Below are 23,768 nucleotides of genomic sequence, written 5' to 3'. Positions count from 1 at the left end.
CCTCCTCACTGCCTTCTGCGGCAGCCTACGCCCGGACGTGCAGCCCGAGCGACGTGACGAGCACCGCAGCCTGTTCGGGTGACACGATGGCGCCGGCCAGGTCGGCGTTCACCGGATCGAGCGCCGAAAGGTCACTGCCCCGCAGGTCGGCACGAGCCAGCTTGACGGCGTGCAGCATCGCCCCGGACAGGTCGACGTCGGCGAACACGGCGTCGGCGCAGTTCGCCCCGGTGAGGTCGGCCTCCCGCATCCGCACCTGGTGGAAGGCGGCCGCCCGCAGGTCGGCGCCCGGCAGCCCGGCGAACGACCAGTCGCCCCCGGTGACCCGCAGCGGACGCAGCTCGCACTCGCCGAACGTCGCGCCGACGAGCTTGCACCCGGTGAACTCGGCGTCGAAGAAGTTGCACCGTTTGAAGGAGCAGCCGGTGAAGGCCGTGTCCACGTGCCGGGACGCGTTGAAGCGGACGTTGCCGAAGGTGCAGTCGGTGAACACCGAGTTCCGGGTGACCGCCTCCGAAAAGTCGACCTCGAGGAACTCGCACCGCACGTAGTGCCGCCCGGTGATCTCCTCCCCGTACCGGTCGTCGCGGACGAACCGCTGCTCCTCGACGGGATCTTGCGTGGCTTCGGGCACCCCGCCAGGCTAGCGGCAGATGCCCGCTCCCGAAGGGACCCCGCGCATGCTCGACGCCCAGGCCGTCCGGGCCGCCGTACCGATGCCCGCCGCGGTCGAGGCGGTGCGCGAGGCGTTCGTCGACCTCGCTGCCGGCCGTTTCGAGGTGCCCCAACGGTTGTCTTTCGGCAGCGGCACGACGTTGGTGATGAGCGCCTGCCACACCCCGACGTCGACCACGGTCGTCAAGACCCTCAGCCTGGTCCCCGGTCGTGCCCCGATGATCCTGGGCACGCTGGTGTGGAACACGGCCGAGGGCCAGGTCGTCGCGGACGCGATCGAGGTGACGACGCTGCGCACGGGCGCGGCTTCGGGCGTCGCGACCGATCTGTTGGCACCGCCGGAGGCGCATCGGCTTGCGCTGCTGGGTACTGGGGCCCAGGCGGCGGACCAGGTCCGTGCGGTGATGGCGGTCCGTCCGGCGGATCGGGTGGCGGTGTATGGGCGAGATTTGGCTCGGGCGCGGGCTTTTGCGGGTCGGTTGGGTTCGGAGTTTCCTGCTTTGGCGGTGCGGGTTGCTTCTTCCGCGTCGGATGCTGTGTCGGATGCTGAGATCGTTTGTTGTGCTACGTCTTCTTCGGTGCCTCTTTTTGCTATGGATGCTTTGCCTGAGCGGGTTCATGTCAATGCGATCGGGTCTTATCTGCCTTCCATGCGGGAGCTTCCTGCGGAGTTGTTGGCCACCGCGGGGTGTGTGGTGGTGGATCAGGTGGGGGCTGTGCTTGAGGAGGCCGGTGAGGTGATTCATGCGGTGGATACGGGGCTTCTTTCTCGGGGGGATTTGGTTGAGCTTGGTGATGCGTTGGGGGCGCCGCCGGAGGTGAGTGGGCGGACGGTTTTCAAGTCTGTGGGGCTTGCTGTGCAGGACTGGGCTGTGGCTCGGTTGCTGGGGGCTGCGGGCGAGTAGGTGGTGGGCGGTTGGGTCTCGCGGGGCGGCTCGCGCCGCTGCGGCTCGCGCCGCTGCGCCCTGCGGCTCGCGATTGGCCGATCCGGTCGGGAGCCGTCTCGCCGAGCTCGCGACCGCGCAAGCTGGTTGAGCCCGGCCGGGCAGGCCTCCGGCGGTGGGGTCGCGCTCACGGGGCCGGACCGCTCGCTCGGCCGGTCGCCCGGTTGCCGTTGCCGCGAGCGTGGCGATCGGCCGATTCGGGCGGGGCGGTCCGCGCGGACGAGCTTGGAACTCGCGCAGCCGAGGCCCGAACTCGCGTGATCGGGGCCAGAGTTCGCGTGGTTGCAGCCGTGACTCGCGTGATTGAGGCCGGAACTCGCGTGACTGAAGTCGTACCTCGCGTGTTCGGGGCCGCGACTCGCGTGCTTGGGGCCGGGATTCGCGTGATTGGAGCCGAAACTCACCGGATCATGTGGGCATCGACCGTGACTGAGCGGGCATCACACGTGACTGGGAGGGCACCAGCCGTGATTAGGCGGGCATCACGCGTGACTGGAGGGGCATCACACGTGATCGAGGAGCCGACACCTGTGATTGGAGGGACGACACGCGTGATTGAAGGGTCGACACGCGTGACTGGAGCGTCGACGCACGTGATTGGAGGGTCGACACGGCTGGTTGGGCGGGTTTGGGGAGTGGTGGGTGGGGTGAGGGCGGGAGGGGATGGAAGGGGTGGCGGAGGGGGTGTGCGGGGTGTGGTGGAGGGGTGGCGGAGAGCAACGGGAGCGGCCGAACGGCGCAATCTCGGGCTTGAAGCGTTTGATCGGTCACCCGATCCGGGAATTTTGCGGGCATGTCTCCTTGGCGAACCACCACCAGACGGAACACGGCCGTGCGGGTCATCACGGCGATCGGCGCGATCTTCGCGGGGATCGAAGTCCTTTACATGATCATGGTGCTCGCCGGTGCCAACGCCGGCAACGCCTTCTTCGCCTTCATCAAGTCGCTTGCTGTTCCTCTCGCCTTGTTCTGGCCGGGCCTGTTCCCGGTGGACAGCCCCAGCCTGGCCGTCATCCTCGACTTCGGTCTGGCTGCGGTGTTCTGGCTGGTCGTGACCGGCATCATCGCCCGCTTCGCCGGGCGGTGACCGACGACCGACCACCTGCCGTTTCCGTCTGCGGTGTCCTGCAGCGACACCTCAGCCGGTCGGCGACGGCAGGTGGTCCGACACATGGTTGCCCCTGGCCGTTGTGTTCTGGCTGGTCGTGACAGACCACCTGCCGTTGCCGTCCGCGGTGTCCTGCAGCGACACCCCAGCCGGTCGGCGACGGCGGGTGGTTCGACGCATGTCCGCCGCCCGCTTCGCCGGACGGTGACCGACGACGGACCACCCGCCGCGGCCAACCGCAGTGTTCTGTGGCGATACCACGCCGGTTCAGCGATGGCAGGTGGGGCCGACATGTGGCTGGAGCGTTCCGACTCGTCGTCACCCACGTCGCTGGGCGGGTGACCGACGACGGACCACCCGTCGCGGCCAACCGCGGTGTTCTTTGGCGATACCACGCCGGTCAGCGATGGCAGGTGGGTTCGACACGTGGCTGGAGCGTTCCGACTCGTCGGGCGGCGACTGACGGCGGGACACCCGGCGTCGCGGTTGGGGGTGGCTTTCGGCGACACTGGACAGATGAGCGACGGCAGGTGGTTCGAAGGCTGGTCGCCCTGGCCTGAGCTGGCTGGGCTGGCCGCGGCCGGGCGTTCGCTTTTTCCGAACGTTCCCGTCACGCCCGCCGCCTTGGTGCGGACCGTCACCGAACAGCTTGTCGGGCGGCGGCTGACCGCGAAGGTGGACGACCGGGAGGTCGGCCTCACCCTCACCGAACTCGACTACCCCGCCGACAGCCTCCGGCTGGCCACCGGCCGGGTCGGTGACGTCCGGATCGTCGCCGAGGACGTCGACTGGCCCGAGCCCGATGGTGGCAGTATTCCGCTGCGCCGGGTCACCGTGCTCGCCGAAGACGTCCGGCTCCGCTCCCTGCCGACGCCGGCCGCCAAGCCCGCCCGCGTGGAACTGCGGATCGCCGTGTCCGCGGACGTGCTGCGCGAACGGGTGGCGAAGGTGCGCCCCGGGATCGTGGCCGCTCCGGCGGACAGCGGACTGCTCCAGATCCACTGGGCCAAGCGGCCGCAGTGGGGTTACCTGACCCTCGAAGCACAGGTGGCCGACGACGCCGTGGTGCTCGTGCCCCGGACCCTCCACATCGGACAGCGGGAGCTCCGCCCGCCGAAGCGCTTCCGGCCCATCGTGCTGCCCCTGCCGGAACTTCCGCCGGGCATAAAGCTGACGAAGGTCGAGCCACGGCACGACGAGCTCGTGTTGCACACCGTGGCGGAGGAATGGCCGGAACGGCTTTCCCGCATTCCCCTGCCGGACCTGCTGAGCTGGCTGACCACCGCAGCGATGACCCTGACCCTGCCGAACCTCGGTGCGCGTTCATGACTTCCCCTCCCTGGTGAGCCGGACACCGACCACGCTACTCGAACGCGCGTTCGAACATCATCACTCACAAGGGTAGAGCGACTTCAGACGTCCCGGTCCCGCAGATACCGCGTGTGGTCGGCCTGCCGGTCGACGTCCGCGGAGTAGAACCGCTCCGCCACCCGATGTGCCTCGGCCTCCAGCAAACCCAGCTGTGCCACCAGTTCCTCACCCGCCCCCGCCCGCCGCGACGCGAACCACCACGGCAGGTTCAGATAACTTTCCAGTGACAGCGGCAGATCGGTCCCGGCGAGCCGCGTGACGGAGTGCTGCAGATCCGGATCGGCCGCGAGCCGCGCGGGCCGGGAAAGCAGATCCACCAGCACCTCGGCGATCCGCCGCACAGTGTCCACAGTAGACGCGGGCATCCGCGAAGCCTGCGCGGAAACCGAAGCCACCAGAGCGTCCAGGGACTGCCGCAGCTCGACGGACCGGTCCGGCACCAGCCGGACCTTCTCCCCCGGCGCGAGCAGCGCACCCACCAGGTACAACGCCACCACGACGAACGGCCAGAACCACCCGACCACCCCGGTCAGGTACAGCACCACACCCAGCAGCCCGCCGACGCAGCCGGCGAGGTTCTTGGTCGACCCCAGATAACGCAGCATCATTGGTACCCGCGGATCTCCTGGAACACGCTCGACAGCTGGACCTTCCGCGCGTCGAACACCTTGCCGCCGGTCTGCGTGGCGACCTGCGTCAGCTCGTCGCTGCTGCCCTCGCCGAACAGCACGGTGAACACCGGCACCTGCTTCATCGCCGCCGGCAGCGAGCCGAACGACGCCTGGAAGTCCGGCAGGGCCGAGCCGTTCGCGTTCTCGCCGTCGGTCATCAGGACGATCGAGGTGAACCGGTCCGGGTCGCGCGCCGCCAGCGGTTCGAGCACCCGGTAGGCCTCGGTGAGGCTGTCGTAGATCGCCGTGCCGCCGCGCGCGTCGAGCCCTTCGGCGAACGCCTTGATCTTGTCCAGCTCCCCCTGCGGGTTCTGCTCCGGCACGGTGAACGTCGACGCCGCCGAAGGATGCGTGTTGAACGGCAGCATCGTCACCTCCTCCCGGCTCCGGAACCGCCGGTACCGTCCGGTGAGCGAGTTGTCCGCGCCGGTCAGCCCGACGAGCGCCGTCCGCAGCGCGTCGATCCGGTCACCCTCCATCGAACCCGACGTGTCGAGCACGTACAAGGTCCGCGACGGCCGCCGGATCTTGTCGAAGTACGCGGAAAGCAGCGCGTCGACGGCCTGCTGCGTCCCCGGGAACGGCAGCTCGACGAGGTCCCGCTGCGCGAACTGCGACCCCAGCGCCACCCCGGGCACCACCGGCCGCCGCTGCGTGGTGTCCATGATCTTCTTCTGGACGTCGGGCGTGCGCAGGTAGTCGGAGAGCCGCTGGTGCGCCGAGCGGGCGTCGTCCCCCGCGGAAGCGAGCAGCGTCAGCGGGTAGTCCGCGGTGACGACGCCGTCGCTGGGATAGACCAGCTTCAGCGGCTCCGGCAGCTTCCCGGACGCGTTCGCCGACAGCAGCACGGACTCGTAGTTGATCAGCCCGTCGACCTTCTGCCCCGGGTCCTGGCCGGTCGCGCGCCGTGTGTACGCGTCCGACAGCCAGCCCGAAGACCCCGCCGAAAGCGCCTGGGCGCTGAAGAACTGCGTCAGCTGCGGAGTCACCGCGGCGATCTGCTGCGCGTCGATGGCGTTGCCCGCCCCCGCGAGCGCCGACGCGACACCTACCAGCGCCGAGAACCCGGAGTTCGACGCCGACGGGTCCGTCATCCCGTAGCTGAACGCCTTCTTCCCCGCCTGCGCGGCGATCTCGCCCCAGCTGACCGGCTTCCCCGCCCAGCCGAGCCGCTGCACCACGGACGAAGCCAGCCCCAGCACCACCGGCGAGCTCATGATCTTGACCTGGTTCCCGAGCCGCTTCGCCGCTTCGGGAATGCCCGCGGGATAACGGTTCGAAGAGAACCAGACGGCGTCGTACTTGCCGTCGACACTGCCGTTCGCGAGCGCCTCAGCGCCCTCCAAGGTCCCGGTGAAGGTGAACTTGACCTTGACCCCGGTCGCCTTCTCCGCCTCGTCGAGCACCGGTTGCATGTCCGCCAGCTCACTGCCCGCGAGGATCCGGAGCGTGCCCGGCTCGGGATCGCCCAGCGGCGCCGACGTTTCAGAGCCCGAACAGCCGGCCAGCAGCACGGCACAGAGAACGAACGCCCCCAGCTTCTTGATCACAGTTCCCCCTCGTGCGAACGGCGCAGGTGGTCTTCGGCCCGGCGGATCTCGCCGGACAGCGACTCGACCGTGGTCGCCATGCTGCGGACGGCGTCCGCGCGGAAGCCGTCGATCGCGTCGATCGAGGCGTAGATCCGGTCGAACGACGCGCGGATCGTCGCGGTCGCGACCGCCGGGTCGCTGCTCGCCTTGCGGATCTCCGCGGACTGCAGGTCCAGCAGCTCGGTGTTGGCGCGGATCAGCCCGTCGGTGGTCGCCTGCAGTGCGGCGACCTCGTCGAGGACGTCTCGCTGGCTCGCCAGGGCCCCGCTGACCAGCAGCGCGACCCGCAACGCGGACACGGTGGTCGACACCGCCCGCTCGACCCCGCGGATCAGCTCGTCGTTGTTCTTGCGCACCAGGTCCAGCGCGAGATACCCCTGGGCGCTGACCGCGAGCTGGGTCAGCAGGTCCTGGTGCCGCTGCCGGATCGGGTACAGCACGTCGCCCCGCAACGCGTTGGCGCGCGCGGGATCCGTGAAGTCGAAGACGCCTGCCTGGGTCTCGACGGCGCCGTCGACGGCCTCGGCGAAGGCGGCCGCCTCGGCGAGCTTCCCCATCACCTTCCACAGCCGCTCGCGCTCACCCTTGATCGCGGCGTTGTCGCGGCGCAGCACGTCCTGACGGCCCCGGAGGTCGACGACCAGCGCGTTGACCGGCTCGTTCGCCGCCCGGTAGCGGTCCAGCGCGCGCTTCGCCCCGGCCGCGACCGGGAACATCCCCAGCAGCTTCCGCCCGGTCAGCGGCAGCTTCGCCGGGTCCAGCTCGGCGACCGTGCGGCGCAGGCTGGTCAGGCTCGTCGTGACGTGTTCCTGCGGGGACGCGGTGAGCGCCCGGCTGGTGCGGTCCAGCATCGAGCCGGCGACGCCGGCCGCGGCCCGCATGTCGGCCTCGCCGACGGCCAGCAGCTCGTCGAGGAGGTCGGTGAACTCCGGCGACTTGACGTCCAGCGCTTCCAGGCGAGCCGTGAACTTCTCGGCGCGAGCGGTGATTTCCGACCGCGTGTCGTCGCCGAGCGTGATGAGCCCGGCCACGCGCTCGGCAGGGATCGGGGTGACCGGCTCGGGCGGGGTGAGGGTGAACTCGTCCATGTCAGTACTGCTTGCCGACGGCGTCGAGCAGCCGCTCGAGCGTCTCGAACGACGGCGGTTCGACGGCGTCCACCAGGTCGGCGGGCGCGTGCGCCTTCGCGGCGACGTCGGCGAACAGCTTCGGGTCGTTCGTGCGGAACCCGAAGGTCGCGGCGAGCTTCCCGAGCTCGGGGTCGGTCGAGAGCAGCTGCCCGACCTTGTCACCGTCACCCGAGAGCGGGACGAGCGTGTGCTTGGAGTACACGGTCGGCGCGGTGTAGAGCATCCGCATGTCCGGCCGGATCGAGCCGTCGCCGCGCACGACCCGGTCGACGAACTGCGACTCGTAGATCAGCGCGAGCGGCGTCTTGCCCATGCCCGCGGACAGGTAGTCCTCGAACGGCCCCTCGGTGCTGTTCTGCGTGTACCCCTGGTCGAGGAACAGCTTCGACACCGCCGGGAGCACCTTCGCCTCCTGGTCGGGCGTGCTGACGACGGTGTTCCCGTTGGCCACGAAGGAAACGATCGACAGGTACATCGCCGCGGAGTTCGACTCGCGCGGGTCGGTGGTCGTGACCAGGACGTTCTTGCGCGCCGGGTAGGCGGTGTTGCCGGGCAGCTGGTCCCAGCGAGTGCCCGCCTTCGCGAGGTCGAGGTACTTCGTGATGTCGAGGACGTCGTAGTCGCCGGCGCCCTTGTGCACCACGCCGTTCGCCTTCAGCAGCGCGACGATCGGCTCGAAGCTGGCGATCGCCATCGGCGACTGGAACGGCGTGTAGACGGTGGTGACCTTGCGGTCGCGCTGGATCTTCTGCGCCGCGGGCGAGGACGACGGGAACGCGAAGGCGTACTTCCCGAGGTCGACGGCCGTCGCGATCTGCCGCGACCCGGCCGTGTCGACCTGGACCTTCAGGCCGTGGCGGGCGAAGGCGTCGACGACGCGCTGGTCGGTGAAGAAGGCTTGCTTCTCCGAACCGATGACCCCGCGCACGGTGGTCAGGTCGCCGCCCTGGGCGGAGTCGTCACCGCGGCCCCAGATGATCACGGCGACGACGGCCAGCAGCAGCACCACGGCCAACCCGATGGACACCTGGCGTTTCACTGTCACTCCCCTCGACGGCCAAATCCTCTACGGCCTTCGACTCGTTTGACGCGCGAACGAGCCAGTTCGAAGTGAACGGCAGATGAACAGTGTCACGCCACGGGGAACCAGGTGCCCGACACCCATTCCGTGTCGCCCCAAGCCTTTCGCTCTTCGGCCCGTGGGTCGAGCACCAGGTCCGTGTCTTCCCGGAAAACCATTACCGGACGCAGCTCCGGACCGTAGGGCGGCCACTCCGGGCCGTCCGCCGACGCGACGCCGTCGTGCACGAACCGCACCCAGCAGCGGTGGATCAGCAACGCCGCGCGCTCGCGGGCCGGGTTCACGTCGGTCGCCTCGGCGTAGAGCGGCAACGGCGTCTTCCACGCCATCGTCGTTTCGGTGCCGTGGCCGCCGTCGAGCTGTTCGGGCACACCGGGCGCGGCGATGTCGATGCGGTAGCGGTAGACGGGCGCGTGCGCGGACTGCGCGTCGGCGAGGCGCTGCGTCGGGATGCCGTAGCGCTCGTCACCCATTGCGGCGATCTTCGCCGACTTGAGATCCGGCACGCGGCGCAGGTACGTCTGGAGGAGGTGCGCAGAACCCTGGTCACCGAGAACGCGAGCGAGGACGTCGCTCGCGGGCGCGGTCGCGACGTCGTCGCCGAGCATCATCGCGTAGGTGCTGCCTTCGTTGCTGTTGCAGCCGACGAGCAGCGGGACGCCGGCCGCGCTCCCCCGCCGGATCGGCTCGACCGGCACCTCGGGCAGCACCCGCGGATGCAGCGTCGGACGCCACAGCCACAGCGCCTGGAACCCGCTCAGGATCCGTTCCTGGGCCTCGACGAACTCCTTCGCCGGCAGCGCGCGCAACGCTTCGACGTCGTGACAGCCGACTTCGTCCAGCAGCCGCCGCGCCAGCGCCGTCCCCGCTTCCGGGGTGGCGACGTGGTCCGCGCCGCCGCTGCTGCTGATCGCCTGCGCGAACAACCCGGCGCCGAGCGGGCTGCCCATCAGGTTGCCGATGCTCTTCGCGCCCGCCGAGACGCCGTAGACGGTGATCCGCGCGGGGTCACCGCCGAACGCGGAAACGTTGCGGCGCACCCACTTCAGGGCCTCGACCTGGTCGAGGAAGCCGCACACCCCGGCGTCCGCCTCGGCCTCGCCGAAGATCCCGGCGAGGTGCAGGAAGCCGAGCGAACCGAGCCGGTAGTTGATCGTGACGACGACGATCCCGGCGCGCGCGAACTCCTCGCCGTCACCGAGCTGCTCGCCGTGGCCGACGCGGTAGCCGCCGCCGTGCAGCCAGAACAGCACCGGCCACCCGCCTTCGGGCGCCGGGCCTTCCGGGGTGCAGACGTTGAGGTACAGGCAGTCCTCGTCACACACCGCGGACGGGTTCATCGGGTCCGGCGACTGCATCGCGTGCGGCCCGTACTCCGTCGCGACGTGCACGCCGCCGGAGAGCGACGGCGGCCGCGGCGCCCGCCACCGCAGCTCGCCGACCGGCGGGCGGGCGTACGGGATCCCGCGCCAGACGCGGACGCCGTCCCCCGCCAGCCCCACCAGCGCCCCGAGCTCGGTCGTGACCGTCGGGACGGAAACCATCAGAGCGAGGCCTGCTCGACCGTCGGCAGGCAGACCTCGAACCGGGTGTTCCCGGGTTCGGACTCGACCCGCAGGTCACCTTGGTGCCGCTCGACGACGATCTTGAACGAGATGTCCAGGCCCAGCCCGGTGCCCTCGCCGACCGCCTTCGTGGTGAAGAACGGCTCGAAGATCCGCGGCTTGATCTCGTCCGGGATGCCCGGGCCGGTATCGCCGATCTCCACGCGCACCTGGTCGTCGACGCGCCACGTGCGCAGCGTCAGCGTGCCCTCACCGCCCATCGCGCCCAGCGCGTTGTCGATGATGTTCGTCCAGACCTGGTTCAGCTCGGCCGGGTACGCCGGGATCTTCGGCAGGTCACGGTCGTACTCCTTGACCACGCGGACGCCGTCGCCGATCTTGCCGGCCAGCATGACGAGCGTGGAGTCGAGGCCGTCGTGGACGTCGATCCACTGGTGCGGCGCCCGGTCCATCTGCGAGTACTGCTTGGCCTTGCCGACCAGCGCGGAGATGCGGTTGGTCGAGTCCTCGATCTCGCCCATCAGCATCTCGGTCTCGAGCGCGTAGGCGAGCCAGCGGACGGCGCCGTCGAGGAAGGTGTCGCCGACCGACTCCAGGACGTTGTCCATGTCCGGCGCGGTCAGCCCGGCGCGGACGTAGATGTCGGCCAGGTCCCAGCCGCCGTCGACGCCGTGGTCCTCGAACCAGTCGCCGATCTCGTCCTCACGGTCGGACTGCTGCATCGCGGTCAGCTTCGGGGCCTGCGCGACCTGCTTGACGAGCCGTTCCTGGACGTCGATGAGCATGTCGAGCAGCTCGGGGTCGATGTCCTTCTTCGCCAGGTAGGCGAGCTTGTGCCGCATCCCGGCGACCCGTTCGCGCAGCGCGGACGTCGCCCGGACCGCGGCCGCGGCCGGGTTGTTCAGCTCGTGCGTCAGGCCGGCCGACAGCTCGCCGAGCGCCAGCAGACGGCGACGCGAACCGATCACCGTGTCGCTGTTGCGCCAGCCGAGGTACATGCCCTCGAGCAGGTGCGTCGCCATCGGGAACCACTTGCGGAACTCGACGGAGAACTCCTGCGACGGCAGCGCCAGGAACGTGACGTCGGACAGCGCGCGCACCGAAGCGCCGTAGCGGTGGTCGGTGTCCTGGTGCACGAAGAACTGCGTCGCGCCGAAGTAGGCGCCGCGCTGGTCGGACCGGTTGGTCTCCACCTCGGTGCCGCTGACCAGCCGCGTCATCCGGATCGCGCCGGTGAGCAGGACGTAGAAGCAGGTGGCCTCGTCGCCTTCGCGGATGACGACGGTGTCGCCCTCGTACTCTTCGAGCACGGCGTTGGCGGCGATCCAGTCGAGCTGGGCCTCGGAAAGGTGTTCGAACAGGAAGAGGCCGCGAAGCTCTTCCCGCGGCAGTGCGCTCATTGTTCCTCCAGGTACCGGTGTACCAGCGTCACGGCCATCGCGCCCTCGCCGACGGCGGACGCCACCCGCTTGACCGACTGCGACCGCACGTCACCGGCCACGAACACGCCGGGGATCGACGACTCGAGGTAGTGCGGATCACGGTCGAGCGACCAGCCGGCCGGCCGCTGGCCGTTCGCCGTCAGGTCGGGGCCGGTGCAGACGAAGCCGTGGTCGTCGCGGTGGATGCCGTCGCCGAGCCAGTCGGTGCGCGGGGCCGCGCCGATGAAGATGAACAGGTGGCCGGTCTCGACCGTCTCGGTGACGCCGTTCTCGCACAGCGTCAGCCGCTCGAGGTGGCCGTCGCCGTGGACCTGCTTGACCGTCGTGTGCGTGCGCACGTGGATGTTGCCGATGCCGGCGATCTGCTCGATCAGGTAGTGCGACATCGACGCCTCGAGGGAATCGCCGCGCACGAGGATCGTGACGTCGCTGGCGTGCCGGGAGAAGAACACCGCGGCCTGCCCGGCGGAGTTGGCCCCGCCGACGATGTAGACGTGCTCACCCTTGCACTCGGGCGCCTCGGTCGCGGCCGAGCCGTAGTAGACGCCGCGGCCGGAGAGCTCCTCGATGCCTTCGGCCTCCAGCGCGCGGTAGGTGACGCCGCTGGCGAGGATCACCGAGTGCGCGGCGATCTCACTGCCGTCGCCGAAGGTGATCACCCGCGAGGAGCCGCGGGCCTCCAGGCCGACGACGTCGCGGGCGGTCAGCACCTCGGCGCCGAACTTCTGCGCCTGGCGCCGCGCCCGGTCGGTCAGCTGCGCGCCGGAGACGCCGTCGGGGAAGCCGAGGTAGTTCTCGATCCGCGAACTGGTGCCGGCCTGGCCGCCGGTGGCCTTCTTCTCGACGAGCACGGTCCGCAGGCCTTCGGACGCGCCGTAGACCGCGGCGCCCAGCCCGGCCGGGCCGCCGCCGATCACCACGAGGTCGTAGAACTCCTGCGCCGGGCGGGTCGACAAGCCGACCGCGTCCGCGATCTCGCTGCCGCTGGGCTGCTTCAGCACGGTGCCGTCGGGGGTGACGACCACCGGGATGTCGGCCTCGGCGGCGTCCGCGGCCTGCAGGATCCGCTTGCCTTCGTCGTCCTCGACCGAGTACCAGCGGTACGGCACGGCGTTGCGCGCGAGGAAGTCACGCAGGTGGAACGACGGCGAGTTGTAGCGGTGGCCGATGAGCTTGACCTCTTCGACCGGCTTGTCGCCGACCGCGCGCCAGGTCTCGACCAGCGCGTCGATCACCGGGTAGAGCTTCTCCTCCGGCGGGTCCCACGGCTTGAGCAGGTAGTGGTCGACGTCGACGACGTTGATCGCCTGGATCGCGGCGTCGGTGTCGGCGTAGGCGGTCAGCAGGGCGCGGCGGGCGTGCGGGAACAGGTCCATCGCCTTCTCGAGGAAGGCGATGCCGTCCATCTGCGGCATCCGGTAGTCGGCGAGGATCGCGGCCACGGCGTCGCCGCGCAGCTTGATCTCGCGCAGCGCTTCGAGCGCGTCCATGCCGGAGTCGGCACGGATGACGCGGTAGTCCTTCCCGTAGCGCCGGCGCAGGTCTCGGGCGACCGAGCGGGACACGGCGGGATCGTCGTCGACGGTCATCAGGATCGGCTGGCTCACGAGATGCAGCCTACGGCGCGGGGCGCCCGGCTGGGGAGGACCGCCGTTTCGGCACCTGGACCCGCTCCAGGTCCGCGGCCACCACGATCTCCCCGCCGAACTCGGCCCCGGCCTCCTCTTCGAACCGCGCCGGGTCGGGGTAGCGCTGCGAAAAGTGGGTCAGGACGAGCTGCCGGACACCGGACTCGGCGGCGACACGGGCGGCCTGCCGCGCGGTCAGGTGCCCGAAGTCGCGGGCGAGGTTGGTGTCCTCGGCGAGGAAGGTCGACTCGATCACGAGCATGTCGGCGTTTTCGCTCAGGGCGTAGACGGCGTCGCAGAGGCGGGTGTCCATGACAAACGCGAACCGCTGGCCGCGGCGCGGGACGCTGACGTCGTCGAGGCCGGTGTCACCGAGGCGGCCCTCCCGCTGCAGCCGGCCGACGTCCGGGCCGGTGATGCCCCGTTCGCGCAGCCGCTCGGGCAGCATCGTGCGGCCGTCCGGCTCGGTCAGCCGGTAGCCGAACGCCTCGACGGGGTGGCTCAGCCGTCGCGCCTCGAGGGTGAGCTTCCCGGTGGCGATCGGGCCGTCTTCGGCGATGGGGTGTTCCCGGAGGTCGGCGGTCTCGTAGAACGCCGTCGCGTGCCGCATCCGCTCGAAGTAGTGCGCGCCGGACGCCGGGAAGTGGGCGTGGACGGGATGCTTCACCTTGTCCAGCGACAGCCGCTGGATCACGCCGGAGAGGCCGAGGCTGTGGTCGCCGTGGAAGTGCGTGACGCAGATCCGGGTGACGTCGGTGGCGGCGACACCGGCCCGCAGCATCTGGCGCTGGGTGCCTTCGCCGGGGTCGAAGAGGATTCCTTCGCCGTCCCAGCGAAGGAGGTAACCGTTCTGGTTCCGGTGGCGCGTGGGCACCTGGCTCGCGGTCCCCAGCACCACCAGTTCGCGGGTCGACACACCCGCACGCTACTCACGCGGCGGGTGTGGTGTCCCCGAGTTTGCGCAGCCGGAACGCCAGCACGAGCAGCATGATCCCGTAGAGGAGCGCGTAGATCCCGACGAGCAGCGCGATGCCGTACGCGCCGGCGATCGGGTTGATCACGATGAGGATCCCGGCGATCACGGAGAGCGCCCCGGCGGCGATGAGGAACGCCTCGCCCTCGATCTGCTTGCGCAGCCGGATGGCGGCGACGATCTCGGCGCCCCCGGTGATGATCGCCCAGAACCCGACGAAGAGCGCGAGCAGCAGGACCGTCAGCCCCGGCCACACGAGGACGACGATTCCGGCGATGATGCCCAGCGCGCCGAGGATTCCGTAGGCGGCGCGGTGGGCGCCGTCCCCCGGCCGGAACGCCTGCATGAGCCCGCCGATGCCGTCCACGATCGCGTACACGCCGTAGAGGATGGCCAGCACCAGCACGGTGGCGCCCGGCCAGACGAGGGCGAAGATCCCGAACAGGACGGCGAGCACCCCGCGGACGGCGGCGAGGGGCCACGCCTGGCGTGGTTCGACGACGGAGAAGGCCGTGAAGGAGGTCATGAGTCGCTCCTCTGGGTGTAAGGGAAGACCCAGTATCGCGACAAACACCGCGGTCGGCGCGGTTCACCACCCGTTCGGGCCACGAGTCCACCCAACGTCCACTGTGGCCCGAACGGGACGGCTCAGGCGTCCGCCGCCAGCAGCACCGGGCGGCGGCCGAAGCCGATGGCCGCCGCGCTGCCCGGAAGCAGTTCCGCGGCCGCGACGCTCGGCAGGTCGGCGAGCACGGCGGTGCCGTCCGGCAGGACCGCGGTGAGCCGGGTGACCGCGCCGCGGAAGCTGTGGTCGGTGATCCGGGCCGGGCCGCCGACGGCCGCTTCGAGCGTCACCGACTCCGGGCGGACGAGCACACGCACGGCCGCGCCGTCCGGCCGCTCCCCCGGCTCGGCCAGCTTCAGCCGCTGCCCGGCGACGTCGACCTCGGCGCCACCGCCGGTGACGGTGCCCGCGAGGTGGTTCATCGTGCCGACGAACTCCGCGACGAACGCCGTCGCCGGGCGCGCGTACAACGCGGCCGGGGTGTCGCACTGCTCCAGGCGACCGGACTTCATGACGCCGACGCGGTCCGCGATGGACAGCGCTTCCTCCTGGTCGTGCGTGACGAACAGCGTGGTGATGCCGACCCGCAGCTGCAGCCGCCGGATCTCGTCCCGGAGCTGGGTGCGGACCTGGGCGTCCAGCGCGGACAGGGGCTCGTCGAGCAGCAGCACACGCGGCTCGATGGCCAGCGCCCGGGCGAGCGCGACCCGCTGCTGCTGGCCGCCGGAGAGCTGGTGCGGGTAGCGCTTGGCGTGCGTGTCCAAGCCGACCAGCTCCAGCAGCTCCTGCGCGCGCTTCTGCCGGGTCGCCGTGCCCTGGCCGCGCAGCCGCAGGCCGAACGCGACGTTGTCCTGGACCGTCAGATTCGGGAACAGGCTGTAGGCCTGGAACACCATGCCCATGTCGCGCTTGTTCGCCGGCACGCCGACGACGTCGGAGCCGTCGACGAGCACCTCGCCCGCGTCGGCCTGCTCCAGTCCGGCGAGCACGCGCAACGCCGTCGTCTTGCCGCAGCCGGACGGGCCGAGCAGGGCGACCAGCTCGCCGGGCTCGATCAGCAGGTTCAGGCCGTCGAGGGCCCTGACCTCGCCGAACTCGCGGCGCAGGCCGCGGAACTCGACGCTGGCGCCGGTCTTGGTTTCGATCATCAGGCGATTCCTCGCTCGAGCCGGCGGCGACCCGCCACCACGGACAGGACGAACAACAGCAGGAAGGCGACGAACAGGCTGAACAGCGACACTGCGACCGACACCCCGGCCTCGGACTGTCCGGTTTGGACCGTCCACACGGGAAAGGTGTCCATCAGCAGGATGCTGGCCAGGGTGTATTCACCAAGCACCAGCGCCAGGTTGAGGAACGCGGCGCCGAACACCGCGCTGCGGATGTTGGGCACGATCACCCGCAGCAGCACGGTTCCCCAGCCGGCGCCGAGGCTGCGCGCGGCCTCGACCAGCGTGGGCAGCGCGATCGCCTGCAGGCCCGCGTCGAGCGTGCGGTAGGTGAACGGCAGCGCCAGGACGACGTACTCGAGCACGAGGATCACGGGAGTCCCGTTGATCACCTCGGGCGCGTCGGCGAACACCACGAGCACGCCGTTGACCAGCACGATCGGCGGGATGACCAGCGGCAGCAGGCTGATCCCCTCCATCAGCCGGCGCAGCTTCGGCTTGCGCAGGTGCACCCAGCTGACCGTCGGGACCATGATCAGCAACGTCAGCACGACGGTGCCGGCGGCGACCCAGAGCGACGTCCCGAGCGTTTCGAACAGGCCCGGTTCGTCGAGCAGCTTGCCCCAGGAAGCGAAGCTGTGCGTGTTGTTGACGTCGCGGAGGCTGAACTCGACCGACGCCGCCATCGGCACCAGGAAGTACAGCCCGAACAGGGTGAGAATCGTCCAGCGGCCCCACTTGTTCGTCATCCGAGCCACCTCGACGCGCGCCGCTGCATCCACGAGTAGAACGCCATCACGACCGCGACCACGACGATCATGCCGAGGCCGAGCGCCTTCCCGAGGTTCTGCTGGTCGGCCACGACGTTGCCCGAGACGAGCGAGCCGATCTGGATTGGCACCAGCGGGATGATGCCGGTGGTCAGCGCGTAAGCCGTGGCGTACGCGCTGAACGCGTTGGCGAACAACAGAAGCGTCGAAGCCAGGAACGGCGGCAGCAGCACCGGGACGGCGATGAGCCGGAAGTACTGCCCGCGCGTCGCACCGAGGTTCTCCGCCGCCTCGCGCCACTGCGCGCGCATGCCTTCGAGTGCCGGGGTGAACACGATGACCATCAACGGGATCTGGAAGTAGACGTAGACGATGGCGATGCCGGCGAAGCTGAACAGGCTGAACCCGGACGCGTAGAGGTCCAGGCCGATCCCGGCCAGCCCCTTGGTGACGATGCCGATGCTGCCGAGCGTCGCGATGAAGGCGAACGCCAGCGGCACGCCGCCGAAGTTGGCGAGCACCCCGGCCGCGCTGGAGACGACCTTGCGCAGGAGACCGTCCGGTTTGGACCCGAGCACGGCGTGCGCGAGCAGCGCGCCGAGCACGGCGCCCAGGACGGCGGTCAGGGCGGACAGCTCGATCGACGTCACGAACGAGCGGCCGAACTGGTCCTTGAAGGCCGCGCCGAGGTTGTCCGTGGTGAACGCGCCGTTGTTGTCCTGGAACGCGCCGACCGCGACCATCACGACCGGCGCGCCGAGGAAGACACCGGTGTAGGCGAGGAAGGGGACCAGGCCGAGGTGGCCGGTCACCCACTTGAGCAGGCGCCGCGCGAACCCGGGGCGCACGGGCACGGCGGCGGGCGTGGTCGCGCCCGCCGCCGTGGTGAGGGTTTCGGCCGTCACGTCAGCCGACGGCCTTCGCCCACTCGTCCGCGACGACCTTCTTGGCCGCGTCGATCTGGTCGTTGGTCGGGAACTTCGTCTCGCCCGGGATCTGCGGCAGGGCCGCGAGCGACGTCTTGTCCGCGGTGCCCGCCGACTCCATCTTGGGCAGCCGCGCCGGGCGCGAAAGGCCCTTCAGGAAGAGGTTCTGGCCCTCGTCGGAGAACAGGAACTCCTGCCACAGCCGCGCGGCGGCCGGGTGCGGGGCGGTCTTGCTGACGGCCTGGCAGTAGAAGTTCGAGTAGACGCCGTCGGCCGGGACCGCGACCTTCCAGTCGACCTTGCCCTCGAGCTTCTTCGCGTAGCCGGCCTGCAGGTAGTCCCAGTCCAGCGTGATCGGGGTCTGGCCGCTCTCCACGGTGGCCGCGCTGGCCTGCACCGGGATGAAGTTGCCGGACTTCTTGAGGTCACCGAAGTAGGTGATGCCGGGCTTGATGTCGGCGAACGAACCGCCGTTGCCCAGCGCCGCGGCGTAGACGCCGGCGAACGCCGCGCCCGCCTTCGTCGGGTCGCCGTTGAGCGCGATCTTGCCCGCGTACTCCGGCTTCTTCAGGTCAGCGAAGGACTTCGGCGGGTTCGGCACCTTCTTGGCGTCGTAACCGATGGAGATGTAGCCGCCGTAGTCGTTGACCCACTGGCCGTCGGCGTCCTTCTGGTTGTCCGGGATGTCGCCGAAGGTCGCGACCTTGTAGGGCGCGAGCAGGCCGTCCTGGGCCGCGGTCAGCGCGAAGGCGCCGCCGAGGTCGAGCACGTCGGGGGCGCGGTCCTGGCCCTTGAGCTGCTTGACGGCGTTGACCTCGTCCTGGCTCGACCCCTCGGGGTTCGCCTCGGTGACCTTGATGCCGTACTTCTTCTTGAAGGCGTCGAGGAGCTCGCCGTAGTTCGCCCAGTCGTGCGGGAGGGCGATGACGTTGAGCGTGCCCTCCTTCTTGGCCGCCTCGACCAGCTTGTCCATGCCACCGAGGTCGGCGGCGGACTTCGCCGTCGCCGCCCCGCTCGCGGAGTCCTTGGTGTCGCCGGAAGCGCCACTGCAGGCGGTGGCTACGAGGGCGGCCGCGGCGACCGCCGCGGTGAGCGCCACAAAACGTCTGTTCACTTGCTGCGTCCTCCGTTGCCCGGGTGGGTGTCCGGAGCGAACGGTTCACGAACGAAGTGAACGATCTTGGTCCAGCGCGTGAATACGTACATCCGTACGCATGCACGTTCCGTGATCACACTGTTGGCGGTTGCCCACTACCCTGACCAGCGGGTTTCTGCGGAGGAATTCACGAAGCGTGAGGACCGGCGTGCGCCGCGGCCGCCACCACGGCGCACGCCGGTTGATCAGGGGTAGCTCACCAGGTTGGACGGCCGGGTGCCGTCCGGGGTGATGTCACCGGTGTTGTTGATGACGTGGTTGATCCGGCCCTGGGTGCCCAGCGAGACGGTCACCATGTCGTGGAACCGGACGTTCGGGTTGGTCGGCGCCTCGAACGCGTGCGCGGCGACGACCGAGGGGTTGGTGCTGAAGAAGCAGTAGCTGCCCAGCCCCCACGCCTCGTGACTGGTGACGTTCGGGCCCACCTTGTAGGCGGAGTAACCCTGCGTGGACCCGTTCATCCACCCGGCCTGGTTCGGCACGTCGTAGGGCATCTCGTTCTGGAAGAAGTACGTCCGGCCGCCGTTGCCGTTCCAGACGACCTGCGTCTTCTGGTAGTGCTCGACGAACAGGCCGTACATCGTCACGTTGTTGCCGTTGACCGTGAGCCCGGTGTCGGCGGTGTTGGTGTTCCAGCCGACCGTGCCGCCGTTGCCGTGGTCGGCGCGCCAGATCCACATGTGGTCGCCGATCACGTTGTTGCTGTTCACCACCAGGCTGGTGGTCGCCTTGCCGACGGTCGCGCCGCCGATCCGGAAGAACACGTCGTGCAGCGACGTCGGGTCCGCCGAGTGGTCGGCGGTCGAGCCGGCCTGGCCGACCTGCATGAGCGTGTTCGAGTTGGTCGTGCCCGCGTCGACCAGCAGGCCGGCGACCTTGACGCCGTTGACGTCGTCGACGTTCATCGCGGTCACGCCGCCGTCCGGCACCAGCGTGGCGATGCCGAGCCCGAGCACGACGGTGTCCGGCCGGGTGACGTGCAGCGCTTGGTTCAGGTGGTAGACACCCGGCGTGACCAGCAGGTTCTTGCCCGCGGCCAGTGCGGCGTTCATGTCCGCGGCGCTCGCGCCGGGCTTGGCGATGTAGAACTGGTCGATCGGGATCGACGAGCCGGGAGCGGTGCCGTTCGCCCAGGTCGTGCCCGCGGCGTTGGTCTTCACGCTCGGGACGAAGACCTGGTAGTTGCCGGCGTTGTCGATGTAGAGGAACGGCTTCTCGCGCGTGACCGGCGTCGTGTTGACGGTCGTGTACGGCGGCGACGGGAACGTGTTCTGCGGGGCGCCCTGCACGCCGGCGAAGACCATGTTCCAGTTCGAGCCGTTCCAGCTGCCGAACTGCGAGTTGCGCGAGATCCACTGCTGCTGCGAGCCGGAGCGGACCTGGCCGTCGATCTTGGAGTCGGAGATCCAGCCGCCGCTGGCCCAGCCACCGTCGTCGAGCTGCAGGTCGCCGCGGACGTGCATGCGTCGGTACGGCGCGGCCTGGCTGACCGCCCAGCGGTCGGTGCCGCCGGTCGGGTTGACCGAAAGGTTCTCGGCGCTGCGCCAGAAGTTCTGCGTCGCGTTCTGCGGCGGGAACCAGTCGGCCTCGACGTGCACGGCGCCGTTGATCGTCACGGCGTCCGGGCTGAGCCCGAGGCCGAGGACCTGCGTGTAGAAGCCGACGTTCACGTCGTTGGAGTACGTGCCCGGCTTGAACATCACGGCGTAGCGCTGGCTGCCGAACTGGTTGGTTTCCTGCTGGCTGAAGATGCTGTTGAGCCGGCTCTGGATGCTCGAGCTGGACATCGAAGGGTCGAAGATCACGACGTTCGGGCCGAGGTCCGGTTGACCGGAGGTCGGCGGAGTTGTGCCACCCACGGGGTTCAGTGTGAAGGACTGGGCGGTCGTGCCGTTACAGGCATACTGCTGGAGTTGCACGGAGTCGGCGACGGAGGCCCCCGGGACGTCGAGGCACTTCCCGCTGTTGCGGCTGACGAAGTGGTACCGGCCGTTCCCCTCGTCGACGGCCTGCCACTGCTGGTTGGCGCCGTTCGAGTAGGTCCACAGCTGGATCAGGCCGCCGTCGGCGGTGGAGACGTTGCTGACGTCCCAGGCCGCGGCCGGGTTGCCGCGAGTGTTCACCTGGTAGTAGCCGTCCCCGGTCGAGGAGAACTGCCACTCCTGCGAAGCGGTCTGGTTGCAGGAGTACTGCTGCACAACGGTCCCGTTCCCGGTCCCGGCAGCCCGCGCATCCACGCACTTCCCGCTGTTCACGGCGGCGACCGTGTACCACCCGTCCGGGGTGATCGCGGCCTGCGCCGCCGGAGCCGCCACCGCGACCGCGCTTCCGACCAGGACGAACGCTGCGGAGAGCAGCGTCATCACCCGCCGTCTCGTCTTCATTCGAAACCTCCTCCGCCGCACGCGCGGCGTCCTTCGAGCAGGAAACGACAGAGGCGTGCCCGGTCTTGAAGACGCGGCGTAACGGGCGGGGACCTCGGCGTCACAACCGCGCAAAATGTAACGGCGGCCACACCCGGAGTCAATACACGACTAAAAATAAGGTATAAAGCTGCAGGTCGGAGGCTTGTTGGTCCGGTGGGCACCCCCGCGTCGAGGGCCGCGGAGCGCCGTGTAGTGTATGGACACACGAGATGCGGAGTTCACCTTCGCTCCGGGGCTATGGCGCAGCTGGTAGCGCACCTCACTGGCAGTGAGGGGGTCAGGGGTTCGAGTCCCCTTAGCTCCACTTCTCACGAAGACCGCTCACCGGAACAGCAGGTTCCAGGGTGAGCGGTTTTTTCGTTCCTCCGAACTTTGGGTTCGGCAAGTGGAAGACCGACCTGAAGCCGGTCGGTGCTCCCGCGCGAGGCAACCTGCTCCGGGAGGCCGCCCAATGCCGCCGGCGCATCTTCGGCTTCGACGAAGACGAGCTCCCACCGGAGATCCGGGGTAGTCGCGGACCGCGGAGACCACAGCATGATCTTCATGCCGTGCGGACATCGGGGTCTCCCGGATCAGGGCACGGACCGGCGGCCACGAGCACTGGCCAGGCGGCGAGGCTGATCGCCGTGAGGGGCCGAGGGCACCCGAGCCCGGGGCCCGGACCGGATCCGCCGGTTCGGGCCGCACGGTTCACTGCGGTTTCGGGACCGCGTACAAGCATTCGCCGCCGGTGTCGCAGATGTCGATGTGCAGGAACCGCGCCCGGTCGCGTACCACCTTGGGCACCTTGGTCAGGTCCTGTTCCGGCACCTCCAGGGTGTGCGTGCCGCCGATCGGCCGGCCGACGATCGGTTTCGGGGTGGCCGTGGTGGCGTTCCGGCGTTCCTTGGCCTTGTTCGCCTCGGTGGCGCTGACGATGTCGCCGATCTTGTACTTGCTCGCGGTGGCGCCGAGATAACCGTTCACCGTCGACGGCAGGACGTTCTGGATGTCGGTGTACTTCCGCTCGACGATCTTGTCGCCCGGGTCGTAGGAATCGATGTACTTCCGGCGTTCGGTCCGGACCTCGCTGTAGTCGTAGGATTCGCTGCGCAGCCAGTTGAACAGGTTCCCGGCCTGGATCCGCCGCCACACCACGGGCCCGCCCTTGAAGTTCTCCGGGGCCGGGCGCAGGTCCACCCAGTCGTCGAGGTACTTCTCGAACTGTTCCGGGGTGACGGCGGCGGGTGGCCGGGTCCCCGGCAGGTAGGGCGAGCTCCCGGGTTTGAGCCGGCTCGCTTCGTAGTCGCCCGCCTCCTGTTCCACTTCGGCCGCGGTCGGTGGGGGCAGCGGGGTCGTCACCACCGGCAGCCGGTAGCGGGTCGGGCCGTCCTCGACCACGACCATGTCCGGTTCCGAACCCTTGATCGCGTCGCCGACACCCTGCGCCACCTTGACCACGGCCTTGGCCTTGCCCACCACGGGCATCGTCAGCAGGGCCTCGCCGGGGTCGCCCTCGGCCAGGTAGATCCCCGAGTTCGCCGCGTCGGCGGCCTCACCGGCCAAGGGGACCAAACCCAGGTAGTCCAGCAGGTCGTGGACGTCTTCGGGCGCGGGTTCCTCGTGGGTGCTCGTCGCGTGGTGGGTGGTGGCCGGTTCCTTGCCGTAGAGCGGGAACTTGTTCTCCGGGTTCGCGGCCAGCACGTCCTCGACGTGGTCGACGTCGTAGGCGGCGGGCGCACCGTAGTCGCCGGGGCCGCCGGTGAGGCGGTGGACGAGGGCGCCCGCGTCGCCGCCGAAACGTTCCGTGCTCGACGGGGCTCGGGTGGCGTCTTCGGGGTTGTCGCGATCGGGTCGGTCGCGCAGGATGGCGGCGGGGCTGCTCAGCGGCGGTTCGTCCTCGTCCGAGAGGATGGCGGCAGGGGAATCGATGTGGTCGCGAACGCGGCCGTCGTCGTGCTTCGAGTTCCGGTCGCCTTGGTCGCTGCGGTCGTCCCGGTCGCTGCGGTCGCCTTGGTCCTTGCGATCGTCGCGATCGCCGGAATTGTTCTTCCGGTCGCCGGAGTCGTCCTCGTCGTCGTTCTTGCCCGCGTTGCCGAGCACGACCTCGCGGGCGCCGCCCTCGTCGGCGCCCTTGAAGCCCGTGGACTTCTTTTCGCCGCCGTCGTTCTTCTTTCCGGAGTCGTCGGAACCCTTGTCCTTGGCGCCCGCGTTTCCCAGCACGACCTCGCGGGCACCGCCCTCGTCGACGCCCTTGAAAGCCGCGGAGTTCGCTTTGCCGTCGTCGTTCTGTTTCGGGCTCGCCACCGGCTGGGGTGTGCCGATCATCCCCGGGACCGTGGCCGCACCGGCCGTGCCGTCGTCGTCGCCGGGAACGGCGATCCGCGGCCCGGCGTGCGCGGCGCCCGCCCCGATGAGCCCGAAGGCGACGGTCATGAACCCGCCCGCCGCGGCGTGGCCCAGCACCCGGCGTAGGTCGACCCTGGTATCTCGCATCATGCGCCCCTCGGTGGTCCGAAATGTCAGGTGCGGCGATGCTAGGTCGAACCGGTACAGCCTCGATACATCCGGCGGCGGCCGGTGTTCGTCGATGCCGA

19 protein-coding genes and 1 tRNA gene are annotated in these 23,768 nt (G+C 69.6%); 4 read left to right on the top strand and 16 right to left on the bottom strand.

Annotated features, from left to right (window positions below; translation table 11 throughout):
* Window positions 1-25 precede the first annotated feature (25 nt).
* Window positions 26-634, bottom strand: a complete 609-nt coding sequence (locus ACZ63J_RS35170; RefSeq protein ID WP_465399028.1) for a pentapeptide repeat-containing protein — start codon at window positions 632-634, stop codon at window positions 26-28.
* A gap of 46 nt (window positions 635-680) precedes the next feature.
* Between ACZ63J_RS35170 and ACZ63J_RS35165 the strand changes: the two genes are divergently transcribed.
* From ACZ63J_RS35165 to ACZ63J_RS35155, 3 genes are all read left to right on the top strand, one after another.
* A complete protein-coding gene (locus ACZ63J_RS35165; RefSeq protein WP_465399027.1) occupies window positions 681-1,580 on the top strand; it encodes an ornithine cyclodeaminase family protein in 900 nt (299 codons plus the stop codon).
* 871 nt (window positions 1,581-2,451) lie between these two features.
* The gene (locus tag ACZ63J_RS35160; RefSeq protein ID WP_465311469.1) at window positions 2,452-2,706 is read left to right on the top strand and encodes a hypothetical protein; all 255 of its coding nucleotides are present in this window, start codon (window positions 2,452-2,454) and stop codon (window positions 2,704-2,706) included.
* 537 nt (window positions 2,707-3,243) lie between these two features.
* On the top strand, window positions 3,244-4,056 hold the full coding sequence (locus ACZ63J_RS35155; RefSeq protein WP_465399026.1) for an LmeA family phospholipid-binding protein: 813 nt from the start codon (window positions 3,244-3,246) through the stop codon (window positions 4,054-4,056).
* A gap of 83 nt (window positions 4,057-4,139) precedes the next feature.
* Here the strand turns inward: ACZ63J_RS35155 and ACZ63J_RS35150 are convergent, their stop codons facing one another.
* The 14 genes from ACZ63J_RS35150 to ACZ63J_RS35085 all read right to left on the bottom strand — a co-directional run bounded on the left by ACZ63J_RS35150 (window position 4,140) and on the right by ACZ63J_RS35085 (window position 21,150).
* Window positions 4,140-4,706 carry a hypothetical protein gene (locus ACZ63J_RS35150; protein ID WP_465311471.1) on the bottom strand — a complete coding sequence of 189 codons (567 nt, stop codon included), beginning with the start codon at window positions 4,704-4,706 and terminating at the stop codon, window positions 4,140-4,142.
* A complete protein-coding gene (locus ACZ63J_RS35145; RefSeq protein ID WP_465399025.1) occupies window positions 4,703-6,319 on the bottom strand; it encodes a substrate-binding domain-containing protein in 1,617 nt (538 codons plus the stop codon). Before ACZ63J_RS35145 ends, ACZ63J_RS35150 begins: the two co-directional genes overlap by 4 nt.
* Window positions 6,316-7,449 carry a toxic anion resistance protein gene (locus ACZ63J_RS35140; protein ID WP_465399024.1) on the bottom strand — a complete coding sequence of 378 codons (1,134 nt, stop codon included), beginning with the start codon at window positions 7,447-7,449 and terminating at the stop codon, window positions 6,316-6,318. Before ACZ63J_RS35140 ends, ACZ63J_RS35145 begins: the two co-directional genes overlap by 4 nt.
* Before the next feature lies 1 nt (window position 7,450).
* On the bottom strand, window positions 7,451-8,530 hold the full coding sequence (locus tag ACZ63J_RS35135) for a hypothetical protein (RefSeq protein WP_465399023.1): 1,080 nt from the start codon (window positions 8,528-8,530) through the stop codon (window positions 7,451-7,453).
* Between the two features lie 92 nt (window positions 8,531-8,622).
* Window positions 8,623-10,116 carry a carboxylesterase/lipase family protein gene (locus ACZ63J_RS35130; RefSeq protein ID WP_465399022.1) on the bottom strand — a complete coding sequence of 498 codons (1,494 nt, stop codon included), beginning with the start codon at window positions 10,114-10,116 and terminating at the stop codon, window positions 8,623-8,625.
* Window positions 10,116-11,537, bottom strand: a complete 1,422-nt coding sequence (locus ACZ63J_RS35125) for an ATP-binding protein (RefSeq protein ID WP_465399021.1) — start codon at window positions 11,535-11,537, stop codon at window positions 10,116-10,118. Before ACZ63J_RS35125 ends, ACZ63J_RS35130 begins: the two co-directional genes overlap by 1 nt.
* Window positions 11,534-13,186 carry an FAD-dependent oxidoreductase gene (locus tag ACZ63J_RS35120; RefSeq protein WP_465399020.1) on the bottom strand — a complete coding sequence of 551 codons (1,653 nt, stop codon included), beginning with the start codon at window positions 13,184-13,186 and terminating at the stop codon, window positions 11,534-11,536. Before ACZ63J_RS35120 ends, ACZ63J_RS35125 begins: the two co-directional genes overlap by 4 nt.
* Before the next feature lie 10 nt (window positions 13,187-13,196).
* Complete coding sequence (locus tag ACZ63J_RS35115; protein WP_465399019.1) at window positions 13,197-14,123, bottom strand: ribonuclease Z; 927 nt, start codon at window positions 14,121-14,123, stop codon at window positions 13,197-13,199.
* A gap of 13 nt (window positions 14,124-14,136) precedes the next feature.
* Window positions 14,137-14,706 carry an HdeD family acid-resistance protein gene (locus ACZ63J_RS35110; protein ID WP_465399018.1) on the bottom strand — a complete coding sequence of 190 codons (570 nt, stop codon included), beginning with the start codon at window positions 14,704-14,706 and terminating at the stop codon, window positions 14,137-14,139.
* A 122-nt stretch (window positions 14,707-14,828) separates the two neighbouring features.
* Window positions 14,829-15,893, bottom strand: a complete 1,065-nt coding sequence (locus ACZ63J_RS35105; RefSeq protein ID WP_465399017.1) for an ABC transporter ATP-binding protein — start codon at window positions 15,891-15,893, stop codon at window positions 14,829-14,831.
* Window positions 15,893-16,663 (bottom strand): ABC transporter permease, encoded by a 771-nt coding sequence (locus ACZ63J_RS35100; RefSeq protein ID WP_465399016.1) that lies wholly within the window; start codon window positions 16,661-16,663, stop codon window positions 15,893-15,895. Before ACZ63J_RS35100 ends, ACZ63J_RS35105 begins: the two co-directional genes overlap by 1 nt.
* Window positions 16,660-17,589 carry an ABC transporter permease gene (locus ACZ63J_RS35095; protein WP_465399015.1) on the bottom strand — a complete coding sequence of 310 codons (930 nt, stop codon included), beginning with the start codon at window positions 17,587-17,589 and terminating at the stop codon, window positions 16,660-16,662. Before ACZ63J_RS35095 ends, ACZ63J_RS35100 begins: the two co-directional genes overlap by 4 nt.
* A gap of 1 nt (window position 17,590) precedes the next feature.
* Window positions 17,591-18,724, bottom strand: a complete 1,134-nt coding sequence (locus tag ACZ63J_RS35090; protein ID WP_465399014.1) for an ABC transporter substrate-binding protein — start codon at window positions 18,722-18,724, stop codon at window positions 17,591-17,593.
* 227 nt (window positions 18,725-18,951) lie between these two features.
* Window positions 18,952-21,150, bottom strand: a complete 2,199-nt coding sequence (locus ACZ63J_RS35085; protein ID WP_465399013.1) for an RICIN domain-containing protein — start codon at window positions 21,148-21,150, stop codon at window positions 18,952-18,954.
* A 273-nt stretch (window positions 21,151-21,423) separates the two neighbouring features.
* Here ACZ63J_RS35085 and ACZ63J_RS35080 point away from each other — a divergent pair.
* A tRNA-Ala gene (locus ACZ63J_RS35080) sits at window positions 21,424-21,496 on the top strand.
* Window positions 21,497-21,882: 386 nt separating this feature from the next.
* Here the strand turns inward: ACZ63J_RS35080 and ACZ63J_RS35075 are convergent.
* Window positions 21,883-23,667, bottom strand: a complete 1,785-nt coding sequence (locus ACZ63J_RS35075; protein WP_465399012.1) for a hypothetical protein — start codon at window positions 23,665-23,667, stop codon at window positions 21,883-21,885.
* Window positions 23,668-23,768 lie beyond the last annotated feature (101 nt).

Source organism: Amycolatopsis sp. NPDC104863, from assembly GCF_055582965.1.
This window is presented reverse-complemented; position numbering and strand designations above follow the sequence as displayed.